General features: G+C 45.0%; 23 protein-coding genes. 5 read left to right on the top strand and 18 right to left on the bottom strand.

Going from position 1 to position 22,632, the window contains the following annotated elements; genetic code table 11:
- Position 1 precedes the first annotated feature (1 nt).
- From atpF to AB4507_RS09355, 17 genes are all read right to left on the bottom strand, one after another.
- Positions 2–472: a F0F1 ATP synthase subunit B gene (atpF, locus tag AB4507_RS09435; RefSeq protein WP_136977451.1), complete on the bottom strand. Its 471-nt coding sequence runs from the start codon at positions 470–472 to the stop codon at positions 2–4.
- Between the two features lie 59 nt (positions 473–531).
- The gene (gene atpE, locus AB4507_RS09430) at positions 532–789 is read right to left on the bottom strand and encodes a F0F1 ATP synthase subunit C (RefSeq protein WP_004411110.1); all 258 of its coding nucleotides are present in this window, start codon (positions 787–789) and stop codon (positions 532–534) included.
- Positions 790–837: 48 nt separating this feature from the next.
- Positions 838–1,635 carry a F0F1 ATP synthase subunit A gene (gene atpB / locus AB4507_RS09425; RefSeq protein ID WP_017058797.1) on the bottom strand — a complete coding sequence of 266 codons (798 nt, stop codon included), beginning with the start codon at positions 1,633–1,635 and terminating at the stop codon, positions 838–840.
- 8 nt (positions 1,636–1,643) lie between these two features.
- Entirely contained in the window at positions 1,644–2,033 is a 390-nt protein-coding gene (locus tag AB4507_RS09420) for a F0F1 ATP synthase subunit I (protein WP_010433210.1), read from the bottom strand.
- Positions 2,034–2,224: 191 nt separating this feature from the next.
- The gene (locus AB4507_RS09415; RefSeq protein WP_017063024.1) at positions 2,225–3,106 is read right to left on the bottom strand and encodes a ParB/RepB/Spo0J family partition protein; all 882 of its coding nucleotides are present in this window, start codon (positions 3,104–3,106) and stop codon (positions 2,225–2,227) included.
- 23 nt (positions 3,107–3,129) lie between these two features.
- Positions 3,130–3,903, bottom strand: coding sequence for a ParA family protein (locus AB4507_RS09410; protein WP_029235097.1), 774 nt, complete (start codon positions 3,901–3,903; stop codon positions 3,130–3,132).
- Positions 3,904–3,917: 14 nt separating this feature from the next.
- Complete coding sequence (gene rsmG, locus AB4507_RS09405) at positions 3,918–4,550, bottom strand: 16S rRNA (guanine(527)-N(7))-methyltransferase RsmG (RefSeq protein WP_017058801.1); 633 nt, start codon at positions 4,548–4,550, stop codon at positions 3,918–3,920.
- The gene (gene mnmG, locus AB4507_RS09400; RefSeq protein ID WP_017058802.1) at positions 4,550–6,445 is read right to left on the bottom strand and encodes a tRNA uridine-5-carboxymethylaminomethyl(34) synthesis enzyme MnmG; all 1,896 of its coding nucleotides are present in this window, start codon (positions 6,443–6,445) and stop codon (positions 4,550–4,552) included. The genes rsmG and mnmG overlap by 1 nt, the downstream gene beginning before the upstream one ends.
- Positions 6,446–6,927: 482 nt before the next feature.
- Positions 6,928–7,362 carry an FMN-binding protein MioC gene (gene mioC / locus AB4507_RS09395; RefSeq protein WP_017058804.1) on the bottom strand — a complete coding sequence of 145 codons (435 nt, stop codon included), beginning with the start codon at positions 7,360–7,362 and terminating at the stop codon, positions 6,928–6,930.
- 50 nt (positions 7,363–7,412) lie between these two features.
- Positions 7,413–8,774, bottom strand: coding sequence for a tRNA uridine-5-carboxymethylaminomethyl(34) synthesis GTPase MnmE (gene mnmE, locus AB4507_RS09390; RefSeq protein WP_029235098.1), 1,362 nt, complete (start codon positions 8,772–8,774; stop codon positions 7,413–7,415).
- Between the two features lie 130 nt (positions 8,775–8,904).
- Positions 8,905–10,527 carry a membrane protein insertase YidC gene (gene yidC / locus AB4507_RS09385; protein WP_017058806.1) on the bottom strand — a complete coding sequence of 541 codons (1,623 nt, stop codon included), beginning with the start codon at positions 10,525–10,527 and terminating at the stop codon, positions 8,905–8,907.
- 2 nt (positions 10,528–10,529) lie between these two features.
- Positions 10,530–10,787, bottom strand: coding sequence for a membrane protein insertion efficiency factor YidD (yidD, locus tag AB4507_RS09380; RefSeq protein WP_004735802.1), 258 nt, complete (start codon positions 10,785–10,787; stop codon positions 10,530–10,532).
- Complete coding sequence (rnpA, locus tag AB4507_RS09375; RefSeq protein ID WP_017055478.1) at positions 10,754–11,077, bottom strand: ribonuclease P protein component; 324 nt, start codon at positions 11,075–11,077, stop codon at positions 10,754–10,756. The genes yidD and rnpA overlap by 34 nt, the downstream gene beginning before the upstream one ends.
- Before the next feature lie 45 nt (positions 11,078–11,122).
- The gene (gene rpmH / locus AB4507_RS09370) at positions 11,123–11,257 is read right to left on the bottom strand and encodes a 50S ribosomal protein L34 (RefSeq protein WP_004735800.1); all 135 of its coding nucleotides are present in this window, start codon (positions 11,255–11,257) and stop codon (positions 11,123–11,125) included.
- Positions 11,258–11,463: 206 nt separating this feature from the next.
- Entirely contained in the window at positions 11,464–12,201 is a 738-nt protein-coding gene (locus tag AB4507_RS09365; protein WP_017063027.1) for an amino acid ABC transporter ATP-binding protein, read from the bottom strand.
- The gene (locus AB4507_RS09360) at positions 12,198–12,869 is read right to left on the bottom strand and encodes an amino acid ABC transporter permease (protein WP_372182573.1); all 672 of its coding nucleotides are present in this window, start codon (positions 12,867–12,869) and stop codon (positions 12,198–12,200) included. Before AB4507_RS09360 ends, AB4507_RS09365 begins: the two co-directional genes overlap by 4 nt.
- A gap of 135 nt (positions 12,870–13,004) precedes the next feature.
- A complete protein-coding gene (locus AB4507_RS09355; protein ID WP_009848135.1) occupies positions 13,005–13,754 on the bottom strand; it encodes an amino acid ABC transporter substrate-binding protein in 750 nt (249 codons plus the stop codon).
- Positions 13,755–14,065: 311 nt separating this feature from the next.
- Here AB4507_RS09355 and dnaA point away from each other — a divergent pair, with 311 nt between their 5' ends.
- The 5 genes from dnaA to AB4507_RS09330 all read left to right on the top strand — a co-directional run bounded on the left by dnaA (position 14,066) and on the right by AB4507_RS09330 (position 21,176).
- Positions 14,066–15,487 carry a chromosomal replication initiator protein DnaA gene (gene dnaA / locus AB4507_RS09350; RefSeq protein ID WP_017058808.1) on the top strand — a complete coding sequence of 474 codons (1,422 nt, stop codon included), beginning with the start codon at positions 14,066–14,068 and terminating at the stop codon, positions 15,485–15,487.
- A gap of 81 nt (positions 15,488–15,568) precedes the next feature.
- Positions 15,569–16,669 carry a DNA polymerase III subunit beta gene (gene dnaN, locus AB4507_RS09345; RefSeq protein WP_017058809.1) on the top strand — a complete coding sequence of 367 codons (1,101 nt, stop codon included), beginning with the start codon at positions 15,569–15,571 and terminating at the stop codon, positions 16,667–16,669.
- Positions 16,670–16,722: 53 nt separating this feature from the next.
- Positions 16,723–17,802 (top strand): DNA replication/repair protein RecF, encoded by a 1,080-nt coding sequence (gene recF, locus AB4507_RS09340; RefSeq protein ID WP_017058810.1) that lies wholly within the window; start codon positions 16,723–16,725, stop codon positions 17,800–17,802.
- 17 nt (positions 17,803–17,819) lie between these two features.
- On the top strand, positions 17,820–20,237 hold the full coding sequence (gyrB, locus tag AB4507_RS09335; RefSeq protein ID WP_017058811.1) for a DNA topoisomerase (ATP-hydrolyzing) subunit B: 2,418 nt from the start codon (positions 17,820–17,822) through the stop codon (positions 20,235–20,237).
- A 504-nt stretch (positions 20,238–20,741) separates the two neighbouring features.
- Positions 20,742–21,176 carry an Hsp20 family protein gene (locus tag AB4507_RS09330; RefSeq protein WP_009848140.1) on the top strand — a complete coding sequence of 145 codons (435 nt, stop codon included), beginning with the start codon at positions 20,742–20,744 and terminating at the stop codon, positions 21,174–21,176.
- A gap of 106 nt (positions 21,177–21,282) precedes the next feature.
- On the opposite strand, the gene AB4507_RS09325 is transcribed toward AB4507_RS09330, so the two are convergent.
- Positions 21,283–22,533: a valine--pyruvate transaminase gene (locus AB4507_RS09325; RefSeq protein ID WP_017058812.1), complete on the bottom strand. Its 1,251-nt coding sequence runs from the start codon at positions 22,531–22,533 to the stop codon at positions 21,283–21,285.
- Positions 22,534–22,632: the final 99 nt, after the last annotated feature.

Raw genomic sequence — 22,632 nt, 5'->3', positions numbered from 1 at the left:
TTTAAAGTTTTGCAGTAATGTTGTTAAGAAGATCATCGTGTACATCTTTATCGATTGTACGCTCAAGGATTTTCTCAGCACCAGCTATAGCCAGAGTTGCGACTTGTTTGCGCAGGTCATCACGGGCACGTGTACGCTCTGCTTCAATTTCTGCTTCCGCTTGCGCTAAGATTTTCTGGCGTTCTGCCTGAGCTTCTTCGCGTGCTTCATCAATAATTTGAGCTTTACGTTTGTTTGCCTGATCAATAACCTCAGTTGCAGTGCGCTTTGCTTCTTTCATTTGCTCAGAAGCGTTGGCTTGTGCCAGGTTCAAGTCTTTAGCAGCGCGTTCAGCGGCTACAAGACCGTCAGCAATTTTTTTCTGACGCTCTTCAATTGCTTGCATGATTGGTGGCCATACATATTTCATGCAGAACCAAACAAACATAGAAAAAGCAATTGCTTGACCTAACAGAGTTGCGTTCATATTCACAACAGCTACCCCTCGTTAAGAATCAACTACAAAAATTTAATTAACTAATTAACAGTTAATTAGCCTGCTAGTTGACCAACAAATGGGTTAGCAAACGTGAATAGTAGTGCGATTACGATACCGATCATTGGAACAGCATCCAGTAGACCAGCGATGATGAACATCTTAACTTGTAGCATTGGAGCCATTTCAGGTTGACGCGCAGCGCCTTCTAGGAATTTACCACCAAGAATAGCAAAACCAATTGCAGTACCTACGGCACAAAGACCAACAATAATAGCAACAGCGATTGCTGAAAAACTTAGTACAGTTTCCATTTACGTTCTCCGATTAACATTAATAGTTAGAATAAAACTTAAAAATTTTTAGTGATCGCCATCTTCATGGGCCATTGATAAATAAACAATTGTTAACATCATGAAAACAAATGCTTGAATCAAAATAACCAAGATATGGAAGATAGCCCAAGGTAGAGAGCCTACCCATTGTAAATACCACGGTAGCATTGCCGCACAAAGAATGAATACAACCTCACCTGCGAACATGTTACCGAATAGACGCATACCAAGTGATAGAGGCTTCGCGAGTAGCGATACCACTTCAATCAGTAGGTTAAACGGGATCATGATTGGGTGATTAAATGGATGTAAAGCAAGTTCTTTGGCGAATCCACCTAAGCCTTTTACTTTGATGCTGTAGTAGATCATCAGAGCAAAAACACCTAAGGCCATTGACATGGTTATATTAACATCAGCTGAAGGAACCACTTTCAAATAAGGGATACCTAGCCAATGCTCCGCAGGATATGGTAAGAAATCGATAGGCACTAAGTCCATCAAGTTCATTAAAATAATCCAGCAGAATATAGTCAGTGCTAATGGAGCAATCAGAGGGTTGCGGCCATGGAAAGTGTCTTTAACGTTGCCATCAACGAATTCAACTACCATTTCAACAAAACACTGAAGCTTACCAGGTACACCTACTGTTGCTTTCTTAGCGACTGAGCGAAAAACCCAAAGGAATAACATCCCTGTCAACACCGAAAAAAACAGACTGTCTATATGTACGTTCCAGAAACTTGTCTCCTCTACAAGACCAAACTTAGCTAAAGAAAGGTTTTGTAAGTGGTGCTCAATGTATCCGGATGCTGTTGGCGCAGCCATAACTCATCCTATTTTTTATTGTTAATGAAAAGCACTGGCGCAAAGATATTAATACCTAGAACCAGTAAATAGGTCAGTTTGAGGGGAATTAATTCCACCTGCATATACATGTAGACAATAGAGAATAGTAGAACTGTGATAAGGATCTTTAGTGCTTCACCTGCATAGAACGACGCCGCAACTAACTTAGTTGCGCGAGCTCCACAAAATAGGAAAGCACACACACAAAAAACCACATTCGCGATGACAAAAATACCGCCACCAACCAATGCAGCAAAACCCCAATCAGGATTAACAGCTAAACCTAACCCTATCGCCACTAATATAACCGCGCTAAGCTCGATCAATAACATTTGCTTTGCAAGCACTCGTCCTGGTCTTGCTAACGCCGCTACCATGTATTCGTTCCTCTTTAAGCCCACTTTACCACTCGCTTAAAAGCGTGCTGAGAAATTGGCGAAAATTATACGTTCAGCCAAATTGATTGCAATAATAATGCAGCAATCATTTACATTTCTGTATACAAACCGACAACTTTTGTAAGAAATTACTTGTTTATTACATAATTGACCTAAATCAATTATCTCATTTAGTACTCTAGTTTAGCAATAAGTTGCTCTAATTTGTGAGGCTCATCAAGAGTAATTGTCACTTTTGACTTACCGCTAACAGAACGAGTAACTGAAACGTTTGCTTGCAATTTTTCCGTGAGTCTTCGTGAAAGTTCGATGGCCTCAGTGTCTTCGGGCTTCGATTCCGCTTCAACGTCTGGTTTTAAGCACTTTTTGACAAGTTGCTCAGTTTGACGCACGGTCATTTTTTTGGTTGCTGCAGTATTCGCTGCCTCAACCTGGGTAACACCTTCAAGCGCAAGCAGTGCTCTAGCATGCCCCATTTCTAGTTGTTTACTGGAAACTAAACCTTTTACTTCATTTTCGAGCTGATTTAGACGTAATAAGTTACTAACGGTAGCTCTGGATTTACCAATCACATCGGCGACCTGCTGATGTGTCAGTGAAAACTCGTTCTGCAAGCGCTCTAGCGCTTGTGATTCTTCGATAACATTCAGATCTTCACGTTGAATGTTCTCGATCAATGCCATCGCAATCGCGGCCTTGTCTTCTACTCTCTTGATCAAGCATGGAACTTGTTTAAGACCAGCTTGACGAGCCGCTCTCCAACGACGTTCACCTGCAATAATCTCAAACTGGTCGTGCGCCAATGGGCGAACTACGATCGGTTGGATAATGCCTTGAGATTGAATTGATGCTGCCAGCTCTTCTAGCGCTTCAGGCGCAATATCCTTACGCGGTTGATATACACCAGGCTTCAAGCAACCAACAGCCAGTTCAATAAGCTCACCATCAGCCGACAACGCCTGACTATGAGAAGCAACTTGCTGTTTTTCACGAGCCAATGAGCTAGTTGCAAGCAATGCATCTAGCCCTTTTCCTAAACCACGCTTAGACATTGAGCGAATTCCTTTGGTTGGACCTATACTGGGACTTCTTCACGACGCAACATTTCGCCAGCAAGAGCAAGGTAAGCCTTAGCTCCTGCGGAATATTTGTCGTAGTACATAGCTGGCTTGCCGTGACTCGGGGCTTCTGCCAGACGCACATTTCTAGGGATCACAGTTCGGTAGACTTTGCTACCAAAGTGTTTTTTGAGTTGATCAGATACTTCGTTCGATAAGCGGTTGCGAGGATCGTACATAGTACGCAGAAGACCTTCGATCTTCAGGTTCTCGTTTACAACAGCCGCTAGCTTACTGATGGTATCCATCAATGCAGTCAAACCTTCCAAAGCAAAGTATTCACATTGCATAGGAACCAATACGGAGTCGGCCGCAGCCATCGCGTTGATTGTAAGAAGGTTTAATGAGGGCGGGCAATCAATAAAGATGAAATCATAGTTATTGCGAATGGGTTCGAGTGCGTTTTTTAAACGAACTTCACGAGCAAACACTTCCATCAGCTTGATTTCTGCCGCAGTAACATCACCGTTCGCGGCGATGAGGTCATAATTGCCAGATGTACTCCGGCAAACCACCTCATCAAATGGGGTGTCTTCAACCAACAAATCGTAAGCTGTTGCTTCAACTTGATACTTGTCGACACCGCTCGCCATAGTGGCATTACCTTGAGGATCGAGGTCAACAACCAATATCTTGCGTTTTGTTGCCGCCATTGATGCTGCTAAATTAATGCAAGTTGTTGTTTTTCCTACGCCACCCTTCTGGTTGGCAATTGCTACGATTCTACCCACTATGGCCTCGCTGATTATCCCTGACGCGATAAAGTAACTAGATGACGCTCTCCATCAAGCTCTGGCACTTGCAAAGCTTTAATGTCTGTCACTGAACACCATTCAGGTAACAGGTCGATTTCGTCTCTAGGATGTTGTCCCTTAAGAGCCAAAAATACACCGGATTGCTCTTTAGGTAAATGGTGACACCACTCTACCATGTCTGTCATTGACGCAAATGCACGACTGAGCACTGCATCAAACTTTTCTTCTGGTTGAAATTCTTCAACGCGACTTTGAACCGGTACCACGTTGTCGATACCCAGCTCATGAATCACCTGTTTGATAAAACGAATACGCTTACCTAGGCTGTCTAGCAAGTAAAACTCGCAGTCTGGATTCATGATTGAGAGCGGAATCCCAGGAAGACCAGGTCCCGTACCCACATCGATAAAGCGCTTACCTTGTAAGTGAGTGCTAACAATGATGCTATCTAAGATATGTTTCACCATCATTTCTTGTGGGTCACGAACTGATGTTAGGTTATAAGCTTTGTTCCACTTGTTCAGTAACTCAACGTAGCCAACCAACTGGCCACGTTGTTTTTCAGATACTTCAAGTTCAGTCTGGCCAATAAGGTGATCCAGTTTTTCGCGTAAAGCGCTCATTATGCTTCCTCACCTTTTTTCAACAGGCCGTGTTTTTTCAAGTAAACCAACAGAATTGAGATTGCTGCAGGTGTGATACCTGAAATTCGCGAAGCAATACCAATTGAGTCAGGCTTAGCTGTCGTTAGTTTAAGAACCACTTCGTTAGAAAGTCCTTTTACCTTGCTGTAATCGATATCAGCAGGCAGTTTGGTGTTTTCATGACGCAGTGATTTTTCAATTTCGTCTTGTTGACGCTGAATGTAACCATCGTACTTCACTTGGATCTCAACTTGCTCAGACGCTTGTTGATCTTCCAGTGCAGGACCAAAACGATCCAATGCGGTTAACTGTGAATAAGTCATTTCAGGGCGACGAAGAAGATCTTCACCGCTCGCTTCACGAGACATTGGTGTTTTCAGAATTTGGTTCAGTTGATCAATATCTTCAGATTTTGGATTAATCCAAGTCTCTTTCAGACGTTGACGCTCCTTCTCCATGTTTTCCATCTTCTCGTTGAAACGAGCCCAACGAGCGTCATCAACAAGGCCAAGTTCACGCGACTTTTCAGTCAAGCGGATATCGGCGTTGTCTTCACGAAGCAGCAGACGGTATTCCGCGCGAGACGTAAACATGCGGTAAGGTTCTTTGGTACCCATGGTAGATAGGTCGTCGATAAGCACGCCCATGTAAGCTTGGTCACGACGTGGACTCCAGCCTTCTTTGCCTTGAGTAAACAAACTTGCATTCAGACCGGCCATCAAGCCTTGTGCAGCCGCTTCTTCATAGCCAGTGGTACCGTTGATTTGACCCGCAAAGAATAGACCTTTGATAAACTTAGTTTCGTAAGTCAGCTTAAGGTCGCGAGGATCAAAGAAATCGTACTCAATCGCATAGCCAGGGCGAACGATATGAGCATTTTCAAAGCCCTTCATCGAACGAACAATTTGAACCTGTACATCAAACGGCAGACTGGTAGAGATACCATTCGGGTATAGCTCGTGAGTCGTTAGACCTTCTGGCTCAATAAAAATTTGGTGACTGTTCTTGTCAGCAAAACGCATTACTTTGTCTTCAATCGAAGGGCAGTAACGAGGGCCAATGCCTTCAATCACACCCGCGTACATAGGGCTGCGATCAAGGTTGGCACGAATTACGTCATGCGTATTTTCATTGGTATGCGTGATGTAACATGGAATTTGACGAGGTTGTTGAGCTCGGCTGCCCATGAACGAGAAAACAGGCGTCGGGTTATCACCGTGCTGAACCTCAAGCTCAGAAAAATCAACGCTACGCGCATCGATACGAGGAGGAGTACCTGTTTTCAGGCGATCAACTCGGAATGGAAGATCACGAAGACGGTCAGCCAGTGCGATCGATGGTGGATCACCAGCACGGCCACCTGAAGAACTTTCCATACCAATATGGATCTTGCCGCCTAGGAATGTGCCCACAGTCAGAACCACAGCGCTTGCGCGGAACTTAAGGCCCATCTGCGTTACCACACCTACCACTTGATCCTGTTCAACGATCAAGTCATCAACCGACTGTTGGAACAAAGTCAGGTTTGGCGTGTTTTCAAGAACGTTACGAACAAAGGCTTTGTACAGTGCGCGGTCAGCTTGTGCACGAGTAGCACGAACCGCAGGGCCTTTTGATGCGTTCAATGTTCTGAACTGAATACCTGCATGATCAATAGCTTGCGCCATTAATCCACCCATTGCATCGACCTCTTTTACCAAGTGGCCCTTACCGATCCCGCCAATGGCTGGGTTACAAGACATTTGTCCTAGTGTATCGATATTATGAGTAAGTAATAACGTACTTTGACCAGTACGTGCAGATGCGAGTGCGGCTTCCGTTCCTGCATGGCCACCACCAACAACGATGACGTCAAATTTTTCGTGATAAAGCATGAACCGACCTCAGGTATTCAAACGTTTTCTAGATTGATAAAAAGGAGCGATATTCTACCTGTTTTCATAGCCTGAGAAAACGTTTTTGGGATTTTTCGAAAAAGCTGTTTTTAATTAATATAGATAAGATCTTTAAGGAGATCTTTTATTAGATCTATTATTAGGATCGAGGGTATCTGTGGATAAGTCGGAAATGATCAACGAGATCATGGATCTTTTTTGGATCAAATGATGTGATCTAACTTTGATCAGGATGAGGATTAGCTGGGATCAAAATGGCTACTTATTCACAGGAGGAAATTAGCCTAAAACTTGTTATTTGGATAACTATAGGTTAATCACCGTATATGTATGATCTTATCCACAGCAGAAATTGAAAATAGATCGCTAATTTTCGATGTTTTTGAAAAAAAGTTATTCACAATCACGATGTTCAGAGACAAAAAAAGCGGCATAAGCCGCTTTTTGAGAGAGGAGAGAGGTTAAAACTGGTCGCTATGATCGTTGAACCAAGCTTCTGCTGCGTCTTCTGGTACCGGAGTTTCCAATACATCGATGGTAAAACAGTCAGAAATAGGCTGAGCACCGAGCTCTTTCATCTGGCTGTGGACTGATTTTCCCGCCAAACAGAAGGTATCGTAACTCGAATCACCAAGCGCCACGACAGCAAAGCGAACCGGGCTTAAATCTGGAGATTGCTGGGTCAATGCGTCGATAAACGGCTTAATATTATCTGGAAATTCACCCGCACCATGAGTTGAAGTCACCAGCAACCAAAAGCCTTGTTGGGGAATATCATCGAATTCAGGCTGATTATGAAGGGTGATCTCGTGGCCTTGCTCTTCAAGAAGATCATTAAGGTGATCGCCAACGTACTCTGCACCACCTAAGGTGCTGCCTGTAATAATGTGGATCATTAAGCTGTCCTTACTAAAGAAAAAGGCCAGCATGAGCCGGCCTTTAAAGGTTATTTACCAATACAGAAAGAGGTGAAGATACGGCCGAGTAGGTCATCGGAACTGAATTCACCAGTAATCTCGTTAAGGTGTTGCTGCGTTATACGCAGTTCTTCTGCCAAGATTTCCCCTGCCATATAGCCTTCGAGCTGTTGCTGGCCAATATCTAGATGCTCAGATGCGCGTTCTAGGGCATCTAAGTGGCGACGACGTGCCATGAAGCCACCTTCATTGCCACCAGCAAAGCCCATGCAATCTTTTAAGTGATTACGTAGTGCATCAACGCCTTGTCCCGTCTTTGCTGATAGTCGAATCAGAGTTGGATCATTAACATGGCAAATCCCGAGATCTTCACCGGTTTGATCGGCTTTGTTACGAATCACGGTCATTCCGATGTTATTCGGCAGACGATCAACGAAATCTGGCCAGATATCTTTCGGGTCGGTTGCATCGGTAGTGGTGCCATCGACCATAAATAAAACGCGATCGGCTTGAGCAATTTCTTCCCAAGCGCGTTCAATACCGATTTTTTCGACTTCATCCGAGGCTTCACGCAGGCCTGCGGTATCAATAATGTGCAGTGGCATACCATCAATATGGATATGTTCACGAAGTACATCACGGGTTGTACCTGCAATATCAGTCACAATCGCGGAGTCTTTACCCGATAATGCATTCAGTAAGCTCGACTTACCGGCATTAGGACGACCTGCAATCACCACCTTCATACCTTCACGCATGATGGCACCTTGATTGGCTTCTTGGCGAACCGCTTCGAGGTTGTCGATGATAGCTTGTAAGTCAGCACTTACTTTACCGTCAGCAAGGAAATCAATCTCTTCTTCTGGGAAGTCGATAGCGGCTTCAACATAGATGCGTAAGTGAATCAGAGAGTCCACCAGCGTATTAATGCGTTTCGAGAACTCACCTTGCAACGATTGCAGAGCTGATTTCGCCGCTTCTTCTGAACTGGCATCAATGAGGTCAGCAATCGCTTCTGCTTGGGTTAAATCCATCTTGTCGTTCAAGAAGGCACGCTCCGAGAACTCACCTGGGCGTGCTGCGCGTAGCCCTGGAATAGCGAGGATGCGCTTGATGAGCATATCCATTACCACAGGACCACCGTGGCCTTGCAGCTCTAAAACGTCTTCACCGGTAAACGAGTGCGGGTTAGGAAAGTAAAGCGCGATGCCTTGGTCTAGCTCTAAACCATCGTGAGATTTAAAAGGGGTGTACTCAGCGTAACGTGGTTTCAGTACTTTGCCGGTAACTTCAAGCGCAACTTGGGCTGCTTGTGGGCCTGAAACGCGAATAATACCGACGCCGCCACGGCCGGGTGCAGTCGCTTGAGCAACAATCGTATCTGTAGTCATAGTTGTGCCTGCTAGCATGTGAAAGCCAAAAAGGGGCGCTCACGATTAATCAATTAGCTGAATTGTAATCAGCTAAAAACAAAAAGGCGACCTTTTGGTCGCCTTTCTTTGTCTCTTTCTATTATCGAACTTACTTAGAATGTAAGCCTTTCTTTTCCAGCGCGCGGTAGATAAGCGTTTGCTGAATCAGAGTTACGATGTTCGATACTAGCCAGTATAGAACCAGACCTGAAGGGAAGAACAGGAAGAAGAATGTGAACATAACCGGCATAAAGGTCATGATCTTCTGCTGCATTGGATCCGTTACAGTTGTCGGGCTCATCTTCTGGATTAGGAACATTGAAGCACCCATCAGAAGTGGCAAGATGTAGTATGGGTCTTGTGCTGAAAGGTCAGTAATCCAACCGAAGAACGGTGAGTGACGCAGTTCAACAGACTCCATTAGTGCCCAGTATAGCGAAATGAAGATAGGCATTTGCAGAAGGATAGGTAAACAGCCACCTAGTGGGTTTACTTTCTCTTTCTTGTAAAGCTCCATCATTTCTTGGCTCATGCGTTGACGGTCGTCGCCGATACGCTCACGCATTGCAGTCAGCTTAGGCTGAAGCATACGCATTTTCGCCATAGACGTGTACTGAGCTTTCGTTAGTGGGTACATAGCACCACGAACGATGAAAGTTAGACAGATGATTGCCAGACCCCAGTTCACAACGATGCCTTGAATGAACGAAAGCAGAGTATGAAGTGGTTTAGCAATGAACCATAACCAACCGTAGTCAACTACTAGGTCTAGGTTAGGTGCAACAGCAGCCATTTGGTCTTGAAGTTTAGGACCAACCCAAAGCGTTGCTTTGAAGTTTGCTTCGTCGCCAGTAGCGATGGTTTTGTTCGGCATGCGAACACCGATGTCGCCAAGGTTACCAATTACACGAGTGTAAAGGTTGCTGCCTGCTTCGTCGCGTGGGATCCATGCACTTGCAAAGTAGTGCTGAATCATCGCTGCCCAACCTTGACCGTTTGCTAGGTTAAGAGACAGGTTGCGATCTTGCATGTCGTCGAAGCTGTATTTTTTGTAACGCGTATCTTCCGTAGAGTAAGCACCACCACGGTAAGTTGGCATTGTTAGGCTACCGCCGTCATCCATTACGTTCTGACGCAGGTGAGCGTACATGCCGAATGTCGCGTTGTTACCAGAGTTGTTGACTACATCGTATTCAACATCCATTGCGTAGCTGCCACGCTTAAGGATGAATGTTTTCGTGTAATCAAGGCCGTTCGCTTGGTAAGTCATCGGGATGCGTAGTTCATCCTGACCATCAGCAAGCGTGAAGCTGTCTGCTGAAACTGTGTAGCTTGGGCGGTTTGTGCTGCTTAAATCGATACCTTGAGGACCCACTAGACCGCTTTGTGCGATAAATTGGTGACCTGGTTCGTTTTTAAGAAGAACAAACGTATCTTCAGAATCGAACTCAGCAGAGTAATCGTTTAGGTTTGCTTTAACGACATCACCACCAACCGTATCAATTGACAGAGTCAGTACATCAGTTGTTACTGTGATAGTTTTAGCAGAAGAAGCAACTTGACCAGGAGCCGGGTCTAGATCATCTGCATAAGATGGCGCTGGTAGGGTGCTGCCAGATTGTGCCTGCTCAACCGCTTGTGGTGCTGGATTCTGAGCTACGTTCCATTGTTGGAACAGTAGGAAAGAAACCAAAGCCAATGCGATTAACAGGATATTACGTTGAGAATCCATCGTTATTTATCTCTGTCTTGTTTTTGGACTGGTGGAACGGGGTCAAAGCCCCCTTCGTTCAAAGGATGGCATTTTAATAGACGTTTGCCTGATAACCAACACCCTTTTACAAAACCGTGAGCTTTCAACGCTTCTATCGCATATAAAGAGCAGGTTGGAGTAAATCGGCAGCGTGGGCCGATGAGTGGACTAATAAACCATCTATAAAAATAGATGGGTATTAGCGCTATCCACGCGAAGGGCGAGACAGGCGAAGCCATAATTTGTCGAGTAGCTTGAACATTTCTTCATTGCTTAAATCTTGCGCGCTCTTCTTAGCGATTACAACAAAATCTTTGTTAGGAAGTTTGTGTTGAGTGTTACGAAAGCTTTCACGAGTAAGACGCTTGAATCGGTTACGACCCACGGCGGTTTTAATCTGCTTTTTCGGAACGGCTAATCCAAGACGAGGATTTGAAAGAGAGTTATTTCGGGCAATGATGGTGAAATGAGGGGAGCCAGCTCGATGAGCTTGCTTGAAGACATTTTGATAATGTTCGGGAGTTAACAAGCGTAACTCCCGACCGAAGGCTAGCTTATTCAAAATAATCAAAGATTACTTAGAAAGACGCTTACGGCCTTTTGCACGACGTGCATTGATTGTTGCGCGACCGTTCTTAGTAGCCATGCGAGCACGGAAACCGTGAGTACGCTTACGCTTTAGAACTGTAGGTTGAAAAGTGCGTTTCATTGTAATTACCTTACTGATCAGTAGTTTTAGGTTTTTGTTAAACCCGGCGTGGGCATTTTTTCTCTTCTTTATATAAGAAAGGAAAACCGACGCCTCTCAACAAAGAGGCGGAATTGTAATCACTGTCACAAAAAGTGTCAATGATTGGGTTAACTAAAATTCCGGTCGGGGGATTATACGTAGAATAACTAAAATCACAAGGATCCTTAGTCGATCCCAACCTTATTTAAGAATTTTTTTAATTTAGGATCCTGTGGATTACCAAAAATATCCTGTGGAGATCCCTGCTCGATAATATGACCGTCAGCCATGAAGATCACTCGGTCTGCGACCTCTCTCGCGAACTGCATTTCATGGGTAACCACCAGCATGGTTTGATGCTGATTTGCCAGTTTTTTCATTAGGTTAAGCACTTCGCCAACCCACTCAGGATCGAGCGCTGAAGTCGGCTCATCAAACAGTAAAAGCTCGGGTTGTAGTGCCATTGCACGGCCAATACCCACCCGTTGTTGCTGGCCACCAGAGAGCGCGGCTGGGTAGCTATCACCTTTGTCACCTAAGCCAATATCATCAAGTATTTGTTGTGCTTTTTCATGGGCTTGCTGTTTTTTCCAACCACGAACGGTAATTAAACCTTCAGCAATATTCTGTCTCGCGGTTTGGTGAGCGAACAGTGCATAGTTTTGGAACACAAAACCGGTCTTACGACGCAGTGCAAGCACCTCTGCCTTAGTGTGTTTCTGAGTATCAACCTTGATATCATCAATCGAAATCGTGCCTTGATCGGCTTGCTCTAGAAAATTCACACAACGCAGTAGGGTAGATTTACCCGTACCACTTGAACCTATGATGACAATTATCTCACCTTGTTTGATTTCTAGGTCGATCCCTTTCAAAACTTCGGTGTCACCAAACTGCTTGTGGATACTTTGTAATTTGATCATCGTACATACGCCTTATTCAGTTTCACTTCGGCCCAAATTTGAATACGAGTGAGGATAACCACCACGCCCCAGTAAATCAGTGCGACTGCTAAGAAAGCCTCGAAGAAGCGGAAACTTGAAGAAGCCTCCATCTGAGCTTTAGCCATGATTTCGGCGACACCTAGGGTGAAGGCAAGTGAAGTCGACTTGATCATATCGATGAAGTAGTTCATCAACGACGGCAGTGCCACGCGAGTTGCTTGCGGTAAGATCACTCGGCGCATCGCTTGGCTGGTTGTCATACCGACCGAAAGGCTGGCTTCCATCTGGCTGCGATCAATACCGATAATCGCGGCACGAATACTTTCTGCCATATACGCGGCAAAGTGCAGGGTTAAGCCAATCACAGCGGCGCTGAAGGCATCCAACCCAACCATCCACGGGAAGACTTGTGGTAAGCCGTAATAAAGGAGGAACAGCTGCACCAACAGTGGTGTGCCTCGGAAGAAGCTAATGTACAGCTGGCTCAGTTGGTCGAGCACTGAGATTTTGAATACACGAATATTCGCCAGTATCAGAGACAGGATCAGAGCAAAGAACAAGCCCCAAATCGCCATCTCCATGGTGGTGCCGAGATACTTTAACAGTATCGGCAACAGCTCTAGCATGTAATTAAAGTCAAATCCCATAATCTATCTCGTATTTTTATTGGCAGTGTTGTTCTATATGTAAGTACTGTTGTATCAGGTTTTTTAATCAGTGCACAAAAGCAAAAAGCCCACCGCTGTATAAAGCAGTGGGCCTTGAATGGAGAAAGTGAGTAATTACTTCTGAGTAATGTCCGCACCAAACCATTTCTGAGAGATACTTTCTAGCGTACCATCTGCGCGCATTGCTGCTAATGCTTCATTTACTTCTGCTTGCAGTTTTTTGCCGTTATCGTTGTCGACGAAAGGCCAAGCGTTTTCAATTGTTTCGAATGGCTGACCTGCTAGTTGTAATGGTAGACCAGTCTTCTTGATAAGCTCTAGTGCTGATAGGCGATCCATTACGAATGCATCGGCACGACCCAGTGCCACGTCATGTTCAATACCTGTATCGTAGGTTTTTACATTGATCTTGCCATCTTTGTCGTAGCTGCGAAGCAGTTGTTCAAAGTTTGAGCCTAGGTTTACCGCAACCGTCTTGCCATCAAGGTCTTCGATGCCTTTAATGCTGTCATTACCTTTACGAACGGTAATTTGTGCGCCGTCTACTACGTATGGGTCTGCGAATAGGTATTTCGCTTTACGTGCATCCGTCATTGTAATTTGGTTTGAAATGGTATCGATGCGACCCGTTTCAAGAAGACCAAACAGACCAGAGAAGTTTGCCGTTACGTATTCAACCTTGTAATCGTTACGCTTACCGATCTCATCCCATAAATCCACTTCAAAACCCTGTAGCTGGTCTTGTTTAACGAACGTAAACGGGAAATAGCGACCAGACATGCCGACTTTAACTTCAGTCGCAGCTTGAACAGTAGCAGCAGAGAGTGCGATAGCCGCAATTGCAGCCTTAATCCAGTTATTCATTTGGTAACTCCTTATATTTATGGGTTTGGATGTTACTGGGAAAATGCTCACTAGAATAAATAACCAGATGTTATTAACCATAACCAGATTGAATTCCCGATTTGGGGATAACTAGCAAGGATCCGGGCATAAGTGGATCATTGTGTGAGTAAATTAGGGGCAAGATGTGTGGATCCACCGATAAATTACAAATTTATTGTGAATAACTTGGATCTTATTCACTGGATCTGTGATCAATTGCTGGTGATCTGACTTATCAACAGGTAAAATTAGCGGTCATTTCATATTACTTTAAATAGAGTGAGGGCACCGTGTCATCTTCGCTTTGGTTGCAGTGTTTGCAACAGCTTCAAGAAGAGTTACCAGCTACAGAATTCAGTATGTGGGTTCGTCCGTTACAAGCGGAACTCAATGACAATACTCTAACTCTATTTGCACCGAACCGTTTCGTACTCGATTGGGTTCGTGATAAGTATCTAAATAGCATTAACCGTCTGCTGCAAGAATATTGCGGTAACGATATCCCACATCTTCATTTTGAAGTGGGAAGCAAGCGTGTGATTGCACCAAAGCCTGCGACACCGACACCAACTCAGACTCGCACTGCAGCTGATGTGGCCGCTGAGTCATCAGCACCTGCGCAATTACAAGCTCGCAAACCTGTCCATAATATCTGGCGTGATGAAGAGCCTGTCGCGGTTGACTTGAATCACCGCTCAAACGTGAACCCAAAACATAAGTTCAATAACTTTGTTGAAGGTAAGTCGAACCAACTCGGTTTGGCTGCGGCACGTCAGGTTTCTGATAACCCAGGTACAGCCTACAACCCGTTGTTCCTATACGGCGGCACTGGTTTAGGTAAAACGCACTTGTTGCATGCGGTGGGTAACGCCATTGTTGATAATAAGCCGAATGCGAAAGTGGTTTACATGCACTCAGAGCGTTTTGTTCAGGATATGGTAAAGGCTCTGCAAAACAACGCGATCGAAGAATTTAAGCGCTACTACCGTAGTGTTGATGCATTGCTTATCGATGACATCCAATTCTTTGCTAATAAAGAGCGTTCTCAAGAAGAGTTCTTCCATACCTTTAACGCGCTGCTTGAAGGCAATCAACAGATCATCCTAACGTCTGACCGTTATCCAAAAGAGATCAACGGGGTAGAAGATCGTCTTAAATCTCGTTTCGGCTGGGGTTTGACGGTAGCGATTGAGCCACCAGAGCTTGAGACACGTGTTGCGATCTTGATGAAGAAAGCCGAAGACCACCAAATTCACCTTGCGGATGAAGTGGCGTTCTTTATTGCCAAGCGTCTACGCTCTAACGTTCGTGAACTGGAAGGCGCATTGAACCGTGTTATTGCGAATGCAAACTTCACTGGCCGCCCGATCACGATCGACTTCGTGCGTGAAGCACTGCGTGACCTACTTGCACTGCAAGAAAAACTGGTCACTATTGATAACATTCAAAAGACAGTAGCCGAGTACTACAAAATCAAAGTCGCTGATCTATTGTCTAAGCGTCGTTCTCGTTCTGTTGCTCGTCCACGTCAATTGGCGATGGCACTGGCGAAAGAGCTAACAAACCACAGCTTGCCTGAGATTGGCGATGCATTCGGTGGTCGTGACCACACGACGGTACTGCATGCTTGTCGTAAGATTGCTCAGCTGCGTGAAGAGAGCCACGACATTAAAGAAGATTATTCGAACTTGATTCGTACCCTTTCTTCTTAATACACAGTATTCTTAACCTTAATAAGCAGAATCTTGGCCACGTACTATTACGCAGTGCCATTTAGACCGTAAGAGCAAGATATGAAATTTACCATTGAACGTAGTCACCTGATTAAGCCATTACAACAAGTATCTGGCGCACTCGGTGGCAGGCCAACGCTTCCAATTCTAGGAAACCTACTGATTAAAGTAGAAGATAACGTGTTGTCGATGACAGCGACGGATCTAGAAGTTGAACTGATCAGCCGTGTAACGCTTGAAGGTGATTTCGAAGCGGGTAGCATTACCGTACCTTCACGTAAATTCCTAGATATCTGCCGTGGATTGCCAGATAACTCAGTGATCACGGTGGTATTGGATGGTGACCGTATTCAGGTTCGCTCTGGTCGTAGCCGCTTCTCTTTAGCAACATTACCTGCGGCAGATTTTCCAAATATTGAAGACTGGAGCAGTGAAGTTGAAGTGTCAGTGACACAAGCTGAACTTCGCGGTCTTATCGAGAAAACACAATTCTCAATGGCGAACCAAGATGTTCGTTACTACCTCAACGGTATGTTGTTTGAGATTGAAGGCTCTATCCTGCGCAGCGTAGCGACCGATGGTCACCGTATGGCAGTATCTCAAGCACAACTGGGTGCGGATTTTGCTCAGAAGCAGATCATTGTTCCTCGTAAAGGTGTTCAAGAGTTAGTGAAGCTATTGGATGCACCTGAACAGCCAGTAACACTGCAAATTGGTAACTCTAACGTGCGAGCTGAAGTGAACAACTATGTCTTCACTTCTAAGCTGGTTGATGGTCGTTTCCCTGATTATCGCCGCGTAATGCCGCAAAATACCACCAAGACACTTGAAGCTGGCTGTGATGAATTACGTTCAGCATTTTCTCGTGCTGCGATTCTATCGAATGAAAAATTCCGTGGTGTTCGCGTTAACCTTGCGGATAGCGAGATGCGCATTACCGCGAACAACCCAGAGCAAGAAGAAGCAGAAGAAGTACTCGATGTTAACTTCGACGGTGACGCGCTAGAGATTGGCTTCAACGTAAGCTACGTATTGGATGTTCTGAACACACTGCGTTGTGAACAAGTTCGCATCTCAATGTCAGACGCCAATGCGAGTGCTCTTATCGAGAACGCGCAAGATGACAGCGCGATGTACGTTGTTATGCCAATTCGCTTATAAGCTGCCCTATGTTGACCTACCGAGTCGTGATTGAAGATTAATATGAAGACGTTATGCCTTTATCGCGCTTAATCGTTAAGCAGTTTAGAAATATTGAAGCCTGTGACATTCAACCGTCATCAGGCTTTAACTTTCTTATAGGGGCTAACGGAAGCGGCAAAACCAGTGTCCTTGAAGCGGTGTATCTGCTCGGACATGGTCGCTCATTCAAGAGTTCACTTACCGGTCGTATCATACAAAACGAGTGTAGTGAGCTGTTTGTACATGGCCGTTTTATGACCTCGGATCAATTTGAGCTGCCAATTGGCATTAATAAGCAGCGCGATGGCACGACAGAGGTTAAAATAAGCGGTCAAACTGGGCAAAAGTTGGCTCAGTTAGCTCAAGTCTTACCTTTGCAGTTGATTCACCCTGAAGGGTTTGATTTACTAACCGATGGACCTAAGCATCGCCGAGCATTCATTGATTGGGGAGTCTTCCACAGTGAGTCGGGCTTTTATGATGCGTGGGGCAGGGTAAAGCGCCTCAATAAGCAGCGAAACGCCTTATTGAAAACGGCAACGCACTATCGAGAGCTGAGCTATTGGGACCAAGAATTGGCCCGTTTAGCAGAAAGCATCAGTCAGTGGCGTGCCACCTACGTTGATCAGCTCAAAGAAGTCGCCGAAGAAATCTGTGCGACCTTCCTTCCTGAGTTTGAGATAAAGATTAACTACTATCGTGGCTGGGACAAAGACACCCCGTACGCCGATATATTAGAAAAGAATTTTGAAAGGGATCAGCAGCTTGGTTACACCTTTAGTGGGCCAAACAAAGCGGATCTGAAGATAAAAGTGAACGGCACTCCAGTGGAAGATGTCTTGTCACGAGGTCAATTGAAGTTGATGGTGTGCGCGCTACGAGTAGCACAAGGGCAACACCTCACTCAAATGACAGGTAAGCAGTGCATCTATTTGATAGATGACTTCGCTTCCGAATTAGATAGCCAACGCCGAGCACGTCTTGCTGAGTGTTTAAAGGCGACCCAGGCTCAAGTTTTTGTAAGCTCTATTACCGCTGATCAGATTGCAGATATGCATGACGAAAATAGCAGGATGTTTCATGTGGAACATGGCAAAATAGAGCAAGGATAATTAGTCAGAGAGTAACTATGTCAGATAATTACGATTCATCGAGTATTAAAGTACTGAAGGGTCTGGATGCGGTACGTAAGCGTCCTGGAATGTACATTGGCGACACGGATGATGGTACCGGTCTGCACCACATGGTTTTTGAGGTGGTAGATAACTCTATTGATGAAGCGCTAGCTGGTCACTGTAATGACATCATTGTAACTATCCATGAAGATAGTTCTGTGTCTGTGAGCGATGACGGCCGTGGTATTCCAACAGAATTGCACCCAGAAGAAAACGTATCTGCAGCCGAAGTAATCATGACGGTTCTTCACGCTGGTGGTAAGTTCGATGATAACTCGTACAAGGTATCTGGTGGTCTGCACGGTGTTGGTGTTTCAGTAGTGAACGCACTTTCTAAGCAAGTTACTCTTACTATCCACCGCGGTGGCAAAATCCACACTCAAACCTACAGCCACGGTGAGCCTCAAGCGCCACTAGCGGTTATCGGTGACACGGATAAAACAGGTACAGAGATTCGTTTCTGGCCGAGTGAAGAAACCTTCACTAACATCGAGTTCCATTACGACATTTTAGCTAAGCGTCTACGTGAGCTATCATTCTTGAACTCAGGTGTATCAATTAAGCTAATTGACGAGCGCGAAGAAGACAAAATGGATCACTTCGAATACGAAGGCGGTATCCAAGCGTTTGTTGAACACCTTAATACTAACAAAACGCCAATCATCCAAAAAATCTTCCACTTTAACTCTGAGCGCGAAGACGGTATTACCGTTGAAGTTGCGATGCAGTGGAATGACGGCTACCAAGAAAACATCTACTGTTTCACCAACAACATCCCTCAACGCGATGGTGGTGCTCACTTAGCAGGTTTCCGTGCGGCGCTAACGCGTACTCTGAACAGCTTCATGGACAAGGAAGGCTTCTCTAAGAAAGCGAAGACTGCGACCTCTGGTGATGATGCTCGTGAAGGTCTGACGGCGATTGTTTCTGTTAAAGTGCCTGATCCTAAGTTCTCAAGCCAAACTAAAGATAAGCTGGTTTCTTCAGAAGTGAAGTCTGCCGTTGAATCTACAATGGGTGAGAAGTTGTCTGAGTTCCTTATTGAGAACCCAGGTGAAGCGAAAACAGTTTGTTCTAAAATTATTGATGCAGCACGTGCTCGTGATGCAGCGCGTAAAGCTCGTGAAATGACTCGTCGTAAAGGCGCATTAGATTTAGCGGGTCTTCCTGGTAAGCTTGCTGACTGTCAGGAAAAAGATCCTGCACTGTCTGAACTATATATTGTGGAAGGAGACTCTGCTGGCGGTTCAGCTAAGCAGGGGCGTAACCGTAAGAACCAAGCAATCCTACCGCTGAAAGGTAAAATCCTTAACGTAGAGAAAGCACGTTTCGATAAAATGCTGTCTTCTCAAGAAGTAGCAACGCTAATCACCGCTCTTGGTTGTGGTATTGGTCGTGACGAATACAACCCAGATAAACTGCGTTACCACAACATCATCATCATGACCGATGCCGATGTCGATGGTTCTCACATCCGTACCCTGCTACTGACGTTCTTCTACCGTCAAATGCCAGAGCTGATTGAACGTGGCTACATCTACATTGCTCAACCGCCACTTTACAAAGTGAAGAAAGGTAAGCAAGAGCAGTACATTAAAGATGAAGATGCGATGAACCAGTATCAAGTATCTTTGGCTTTAGACAACGCAGAACTGCACGTAAACCCTGAAGCGCCAGCATTTGCAGGTGAAGGTTTAGAGAAGCTTGTTCAGCAATACAATGCAGGCATCAAGCTTGTTGATCGTATGAGCCGCCGTTACCCACGCGCATTGGTTCACGAACTGATTTACGTTCCTCGTCTAACGGCCGAGCAGTGTCATGATGACGCGGCAGTTGAAGCTTGGGGTAAGCAGCTTGTTGAACAGCTAAACGCGAAAGAAGTAGGTGCAAGCCAATACAGCCTTGAAGTTGAAAAACACGAAGAGCTAGGCTTAAGCGTTCCTAAGATTGTGGTTCGTACTCATGGTGTGACTCATGAACACCTACTAAGCATCGATCTTATTAACTCTAAAGAGTTTGGTAAGCTAGCGGATCTTTCTGAAGCTCTTGATGGCTTGATTGAAGAAGGCGCTTACATTAAGCGTGGTGAGCGTACTCAAGAAGTTTCTAGCTTCGTTGATGCTCTGAACTGGTTAGTGAAAGAGTCTCGTCGTGGTCTAAGCCTACAGCGATACAAAGGTCTAGGCGAGATGAACCCGGATCAACTTTGGGAAACCACAATGGATCCTGAAACTCGCCGTATGATGCAAGTAACAATTGAAGACGCTGTTGGTGCTGATTTGTTGTTTACGACGCTAATGGGTGACCAAGTTGAACCTCGTCGTAACTTCATCGAAGAGAATGCACTGAAAGTAGCAAACCTAGACGTTTAGTCTCTTTGATACTTCGCTCTTTGGCTTAATTTCTGTGTCAGAGGTGCTCACATACATTCGTATGCTCCGCGCCTCTTCCTTGAACTAAAGCCAAATAGATTCGTCTCAAAAAACTAAAATCATTTTAAAGCACTATCCTTTGGATGGTGCTTTTTTATGTTTGTAAGATATTGAAAAATATTGAGTTGCAAAAATAATTGAAAATAACCCCTTGAAACTATTTTGCTCAATCCATATATCTATTTGTGAAGAGGATGACTGTCTTGCTCTACAAGAGAAGAAACAGAACCTTCATTACCGCTAACGAAGTATCGCTCAATAGAGGATAACTTTGGCAGCACACAACTTAAAAATTGATTCATTGCCATGTCCCAGCGTTGTCGCCAATAGAGGTGAAACCCGAGGAATGCGAATTGAATCTCTTAGCTGTTTACTGGGTCACACACAGGTTAGATCCAAGTAAAATTCGCAGCTAAGACTATTGCTTACTAAAAGGATAGCATTATGAGAACTGTAGATTTCACTCCACTTTACCGCAACGCAATCGGCTTCGATCGTCTATTCAACATGATGGAAGCGAATACATCGAAGAACTCTTCTGGCGGTTACCCTCCATACAACATCGAGCAAAAAGACGAGAACAACTACCGTATTACTATGGCAGTCGCTGGTTTTGCTGATGACCAATTAGATCTGACTCAGAAAGAGAACATGCTAATTGTGAAAGGTGAGCGTAAAGCAGAAGCAGAGAAAACCTTCGTATACCAAGGTATCGCAGAGCGCGATTTCGAGCGTAAATTCCAACTGGCTGACTACGTAAAAGTGGTAGGTGCAAGCATGGAAAATGGTCTTCTTCACATCGACCTCGAACGCGAAATCCCAGAAGCGATGCAACCACGTAAGATTGCTATCAATGGTAATAGTCTACTAGAAGGCTAATTACTGTTAGCTCCTTAGAGCTAAAAAATATCGGGAAGTAAAAGTGAAAGAGCACCTCATTAGGTGCTCTTTTTGTATTTGACCTGCGGTAAGCTAAAAGCTCTTATTACTGCTCTGAGTAAGCCTTTTTCACTTCTTCAGCAATGATAGCAATGCCTTTCTGCATCGCCTCATCATCTTGCACGTAGTTCATACGTAGACATTGATGGGCATGATCCCACTCGTCTTCTTGGCCGATAAAGAAGTATTCACCCGGAACAATCAATACGCCGCGAGCTTTAAGGCGGTCGTACAGTTCCATTGTGGTGATCGGCAGCTCATCAAACCATAGCCATAAGAAGATAGCGCCTTCAGGCTTGTGAATACGGAAGCGAGGGTCGTCGATAGCGTCTTGTAACAGTTCAACTGCACGTAGTGACTTATCTTTATAGAAAGGTTTGATTACCTCGCTACTTAAGCGCAGTAAATCGCCTTTTTCAATCATGTGATTAGCAATTGCAGGGCCAACACTGTTTGGCGCTAAGCTAATGATGCCATTCATGTTGGTCAATGCTTGTGTTACTTCTTCACTCGCAATTACGATACCGCAACGCACACCCGGCAAACCAAGCTTAGAAAGGCTCATGCACAGAATCGTATTTTCATTCCAGAGCGGCTCGACATCTTCAAAGATGATGTTAGGAAACGGCAGGCCGTAAGCATTGTCGATCAGCAGTGGGATGTTGTTTTCACGCGCCAGTTTATCCAGTTTACGCACTTCTTCGTCGGTCAGTACGTTACCCGTTGGGTTGGTTGGACGAGATGCACAGATAGCCGCGACTGAGTCATCAACCTTTAGTTGTTCAAAATCAACGTGGTATTTAAACTGACGGTTTTCTAGCAGTTCGATCTCTGGGTGGTAAGAGATAAAAATATCGTCATCAATACCCGCGTCGCCGTAGCCGATGTATTCCGGTGCGATCGGCAGTAGGATTTTCTTATGTGAGCCGTCAGGCTGTTGGCCTGCTAGCAGGTTGAATAGGTAGAAGAAGCCACTTTGACTGCCATTAGTCAGGCTGATGTTCTTCTCGCTGATGTCCCAACCGTAGGTCTCTTTCAGCATTGCCGCTAACGATTTGATGAAGCTGTCTTTACCCTGCGGACCATCGTAGTTGGCGAGGGCGGCGATGAGTTCTCCACTGGCGAGCATGTCGGCACTGGCTTGGTTAAAGTAATCGAGCATGGCAGGGATAGCGGCTGGGTTGCCACCACCGAGCATGATAGCGCCAGGAGTGCGCAGGCCATCATTCAAATCATCCATTAAACGAGTGATTCCAGAGTATCGATTAAACTTTTCGCCAAACTTAGAGAACTGCATTACTAATTTTACCTAATTCATTGTGATTGCTTGTTACGTGTCATTAAGGCAGACCTTATGTCTGCCATCAGTGTATTCCTTGAACATACCGCAATGTTT

Origin of the sequence: Vibrio sp. 10N.222.54.A3 (assembly GCF_041474095.1) — a bacterium.
Classification (GTDB): Bacteria; Pseudomonadota; Gammaproteobacteria; order Enterobacterales; family Vibrionaceae; genus Vibrio; species Vibrio crassostreae_C.
This window is presented reverse-complemented; position numbering and strand designations above follow the sequence as displayed.

Coding starts and splice junctions, on each gene's coding strand:
- atpE (WP_004411110.1), bottom strand. CDS start 789: ATGGAAACTGTACTAAGTTTTTCAGCAATCGCTGTTGCTATTATTGTT.
- atpB (WP_017058797.1), bottom strand. CDS start 1,635: ATGGCTGCGCCAACAGCATCCGGATACATTGAGCACCACTTACAAAAC.
- AB4507_RS09420 (WP_010433210.1), bottom strand. CDS start 2,033: ATGGTAGCGGCGTTAGCAAGACCAGGACGAGTGCTTGCAAAGCAAATG.
- AB4507_RS09415 (WP_017063024.1), bottom strand. CDS start 3,106: ATGTCTAAGCGTGGTTTAGGAAAAGGGCTAGATGCATTGCTTGCAACT.
- rsmG (WP_017058801.1), bottom strand. CDS start 4,550: ATGAGCGCTTTACGCGAAAAACTGGATCACCTTATTGGCCAGACTGAA.
- mnmG (WP_017058802.1), bottom strand. CDS start 6,445: ATGCTTTATCACGAAAAATTTGACGTCATCGTTGTTGGTGGTGGCCAT.
- mioC (WP_017058804.1), bottom strand. CDS start 7,362: ATGATCCACATTATTACAGGCAGCACCTTAGGTGGTGCAGAGTACGTT.
- mnmE (WP_029235098.1), bottom strand. CDS start 8,774: ATGACTACAGATACGATTGTTGCTCAAGCGACTGCACCCGGCCGTGGC.
- yidC (WP_017058806.1), bottom strand. CDS start 10,527: ATGGATTCTCAACGTAATATCCTGTTAATCGCATTGGCTTTGGTTTCT.
- yidD (WP_004735802.1), bottom strand. CDS start 10,787: ATGGCTTCGCCTGTCTCGCCCTTCGCGTGGATAGCGCTAATACCCATC.
- rpmH (WP_004735800.1), bottom strand. CDS start 11,257: ATGAAACGCACTTTTCAACCTACAGTTCTAAAGCGTAAGCGTACTCAC.
- AB4507_RS09365 (WP_017063027.1), bottom strand. CDS start 12,201: ATGATCAAATTACAAAGTATCCACAAGCAGTTTGGTGACACCGAAGTT.
- AB4507_RS09360 (WP_372182573.1), bottom strand. CDS start 12,869: ATGGGATTTGACTTTAATTACATGCTAGAGCTGTTGCCGATACTGTTA.
- AB4507_RS09355 (WP_009848135.1), bottom strand. CDS start 13,754: ATGAATAACTGGATTAAGGCTGCAATTGCGGCTATCGCACTCTCTGCT.
- dnaN (WP_017058809.1), top strand. CDS start 15,569: ATGAAATTTACCATTGAACGTAGTCACCTGATTAAGCCATTACAACAA.
- recF (WP_017058810.1), top strand. CDS start 16,723: ATGCCTTTATCGCGCTTAATCGTTAAGCAGTTTAGAAATATTGAAGCC.
- gyrB (WP_017058811.1), top strand. CDS start 17,820: ATGTCAGATAATTACGATTCATCGAGTATTAAAGTACTGAAGGGTCTG.
- AB4507_RS09330 (WP_009848140.1), top strand. CDS start 20,742: ATGAGAACTGTAGATTTCACTCCACTTTACCGCAACGCAATCGGCTTC.
- AB4507_RS09325 (WP_017058812.1), bottom strand. CDS start 22,533: ATGCAGTTCTCTAAGTTTGGCGAAAAGTTTAATCGATACTCTGGAATC.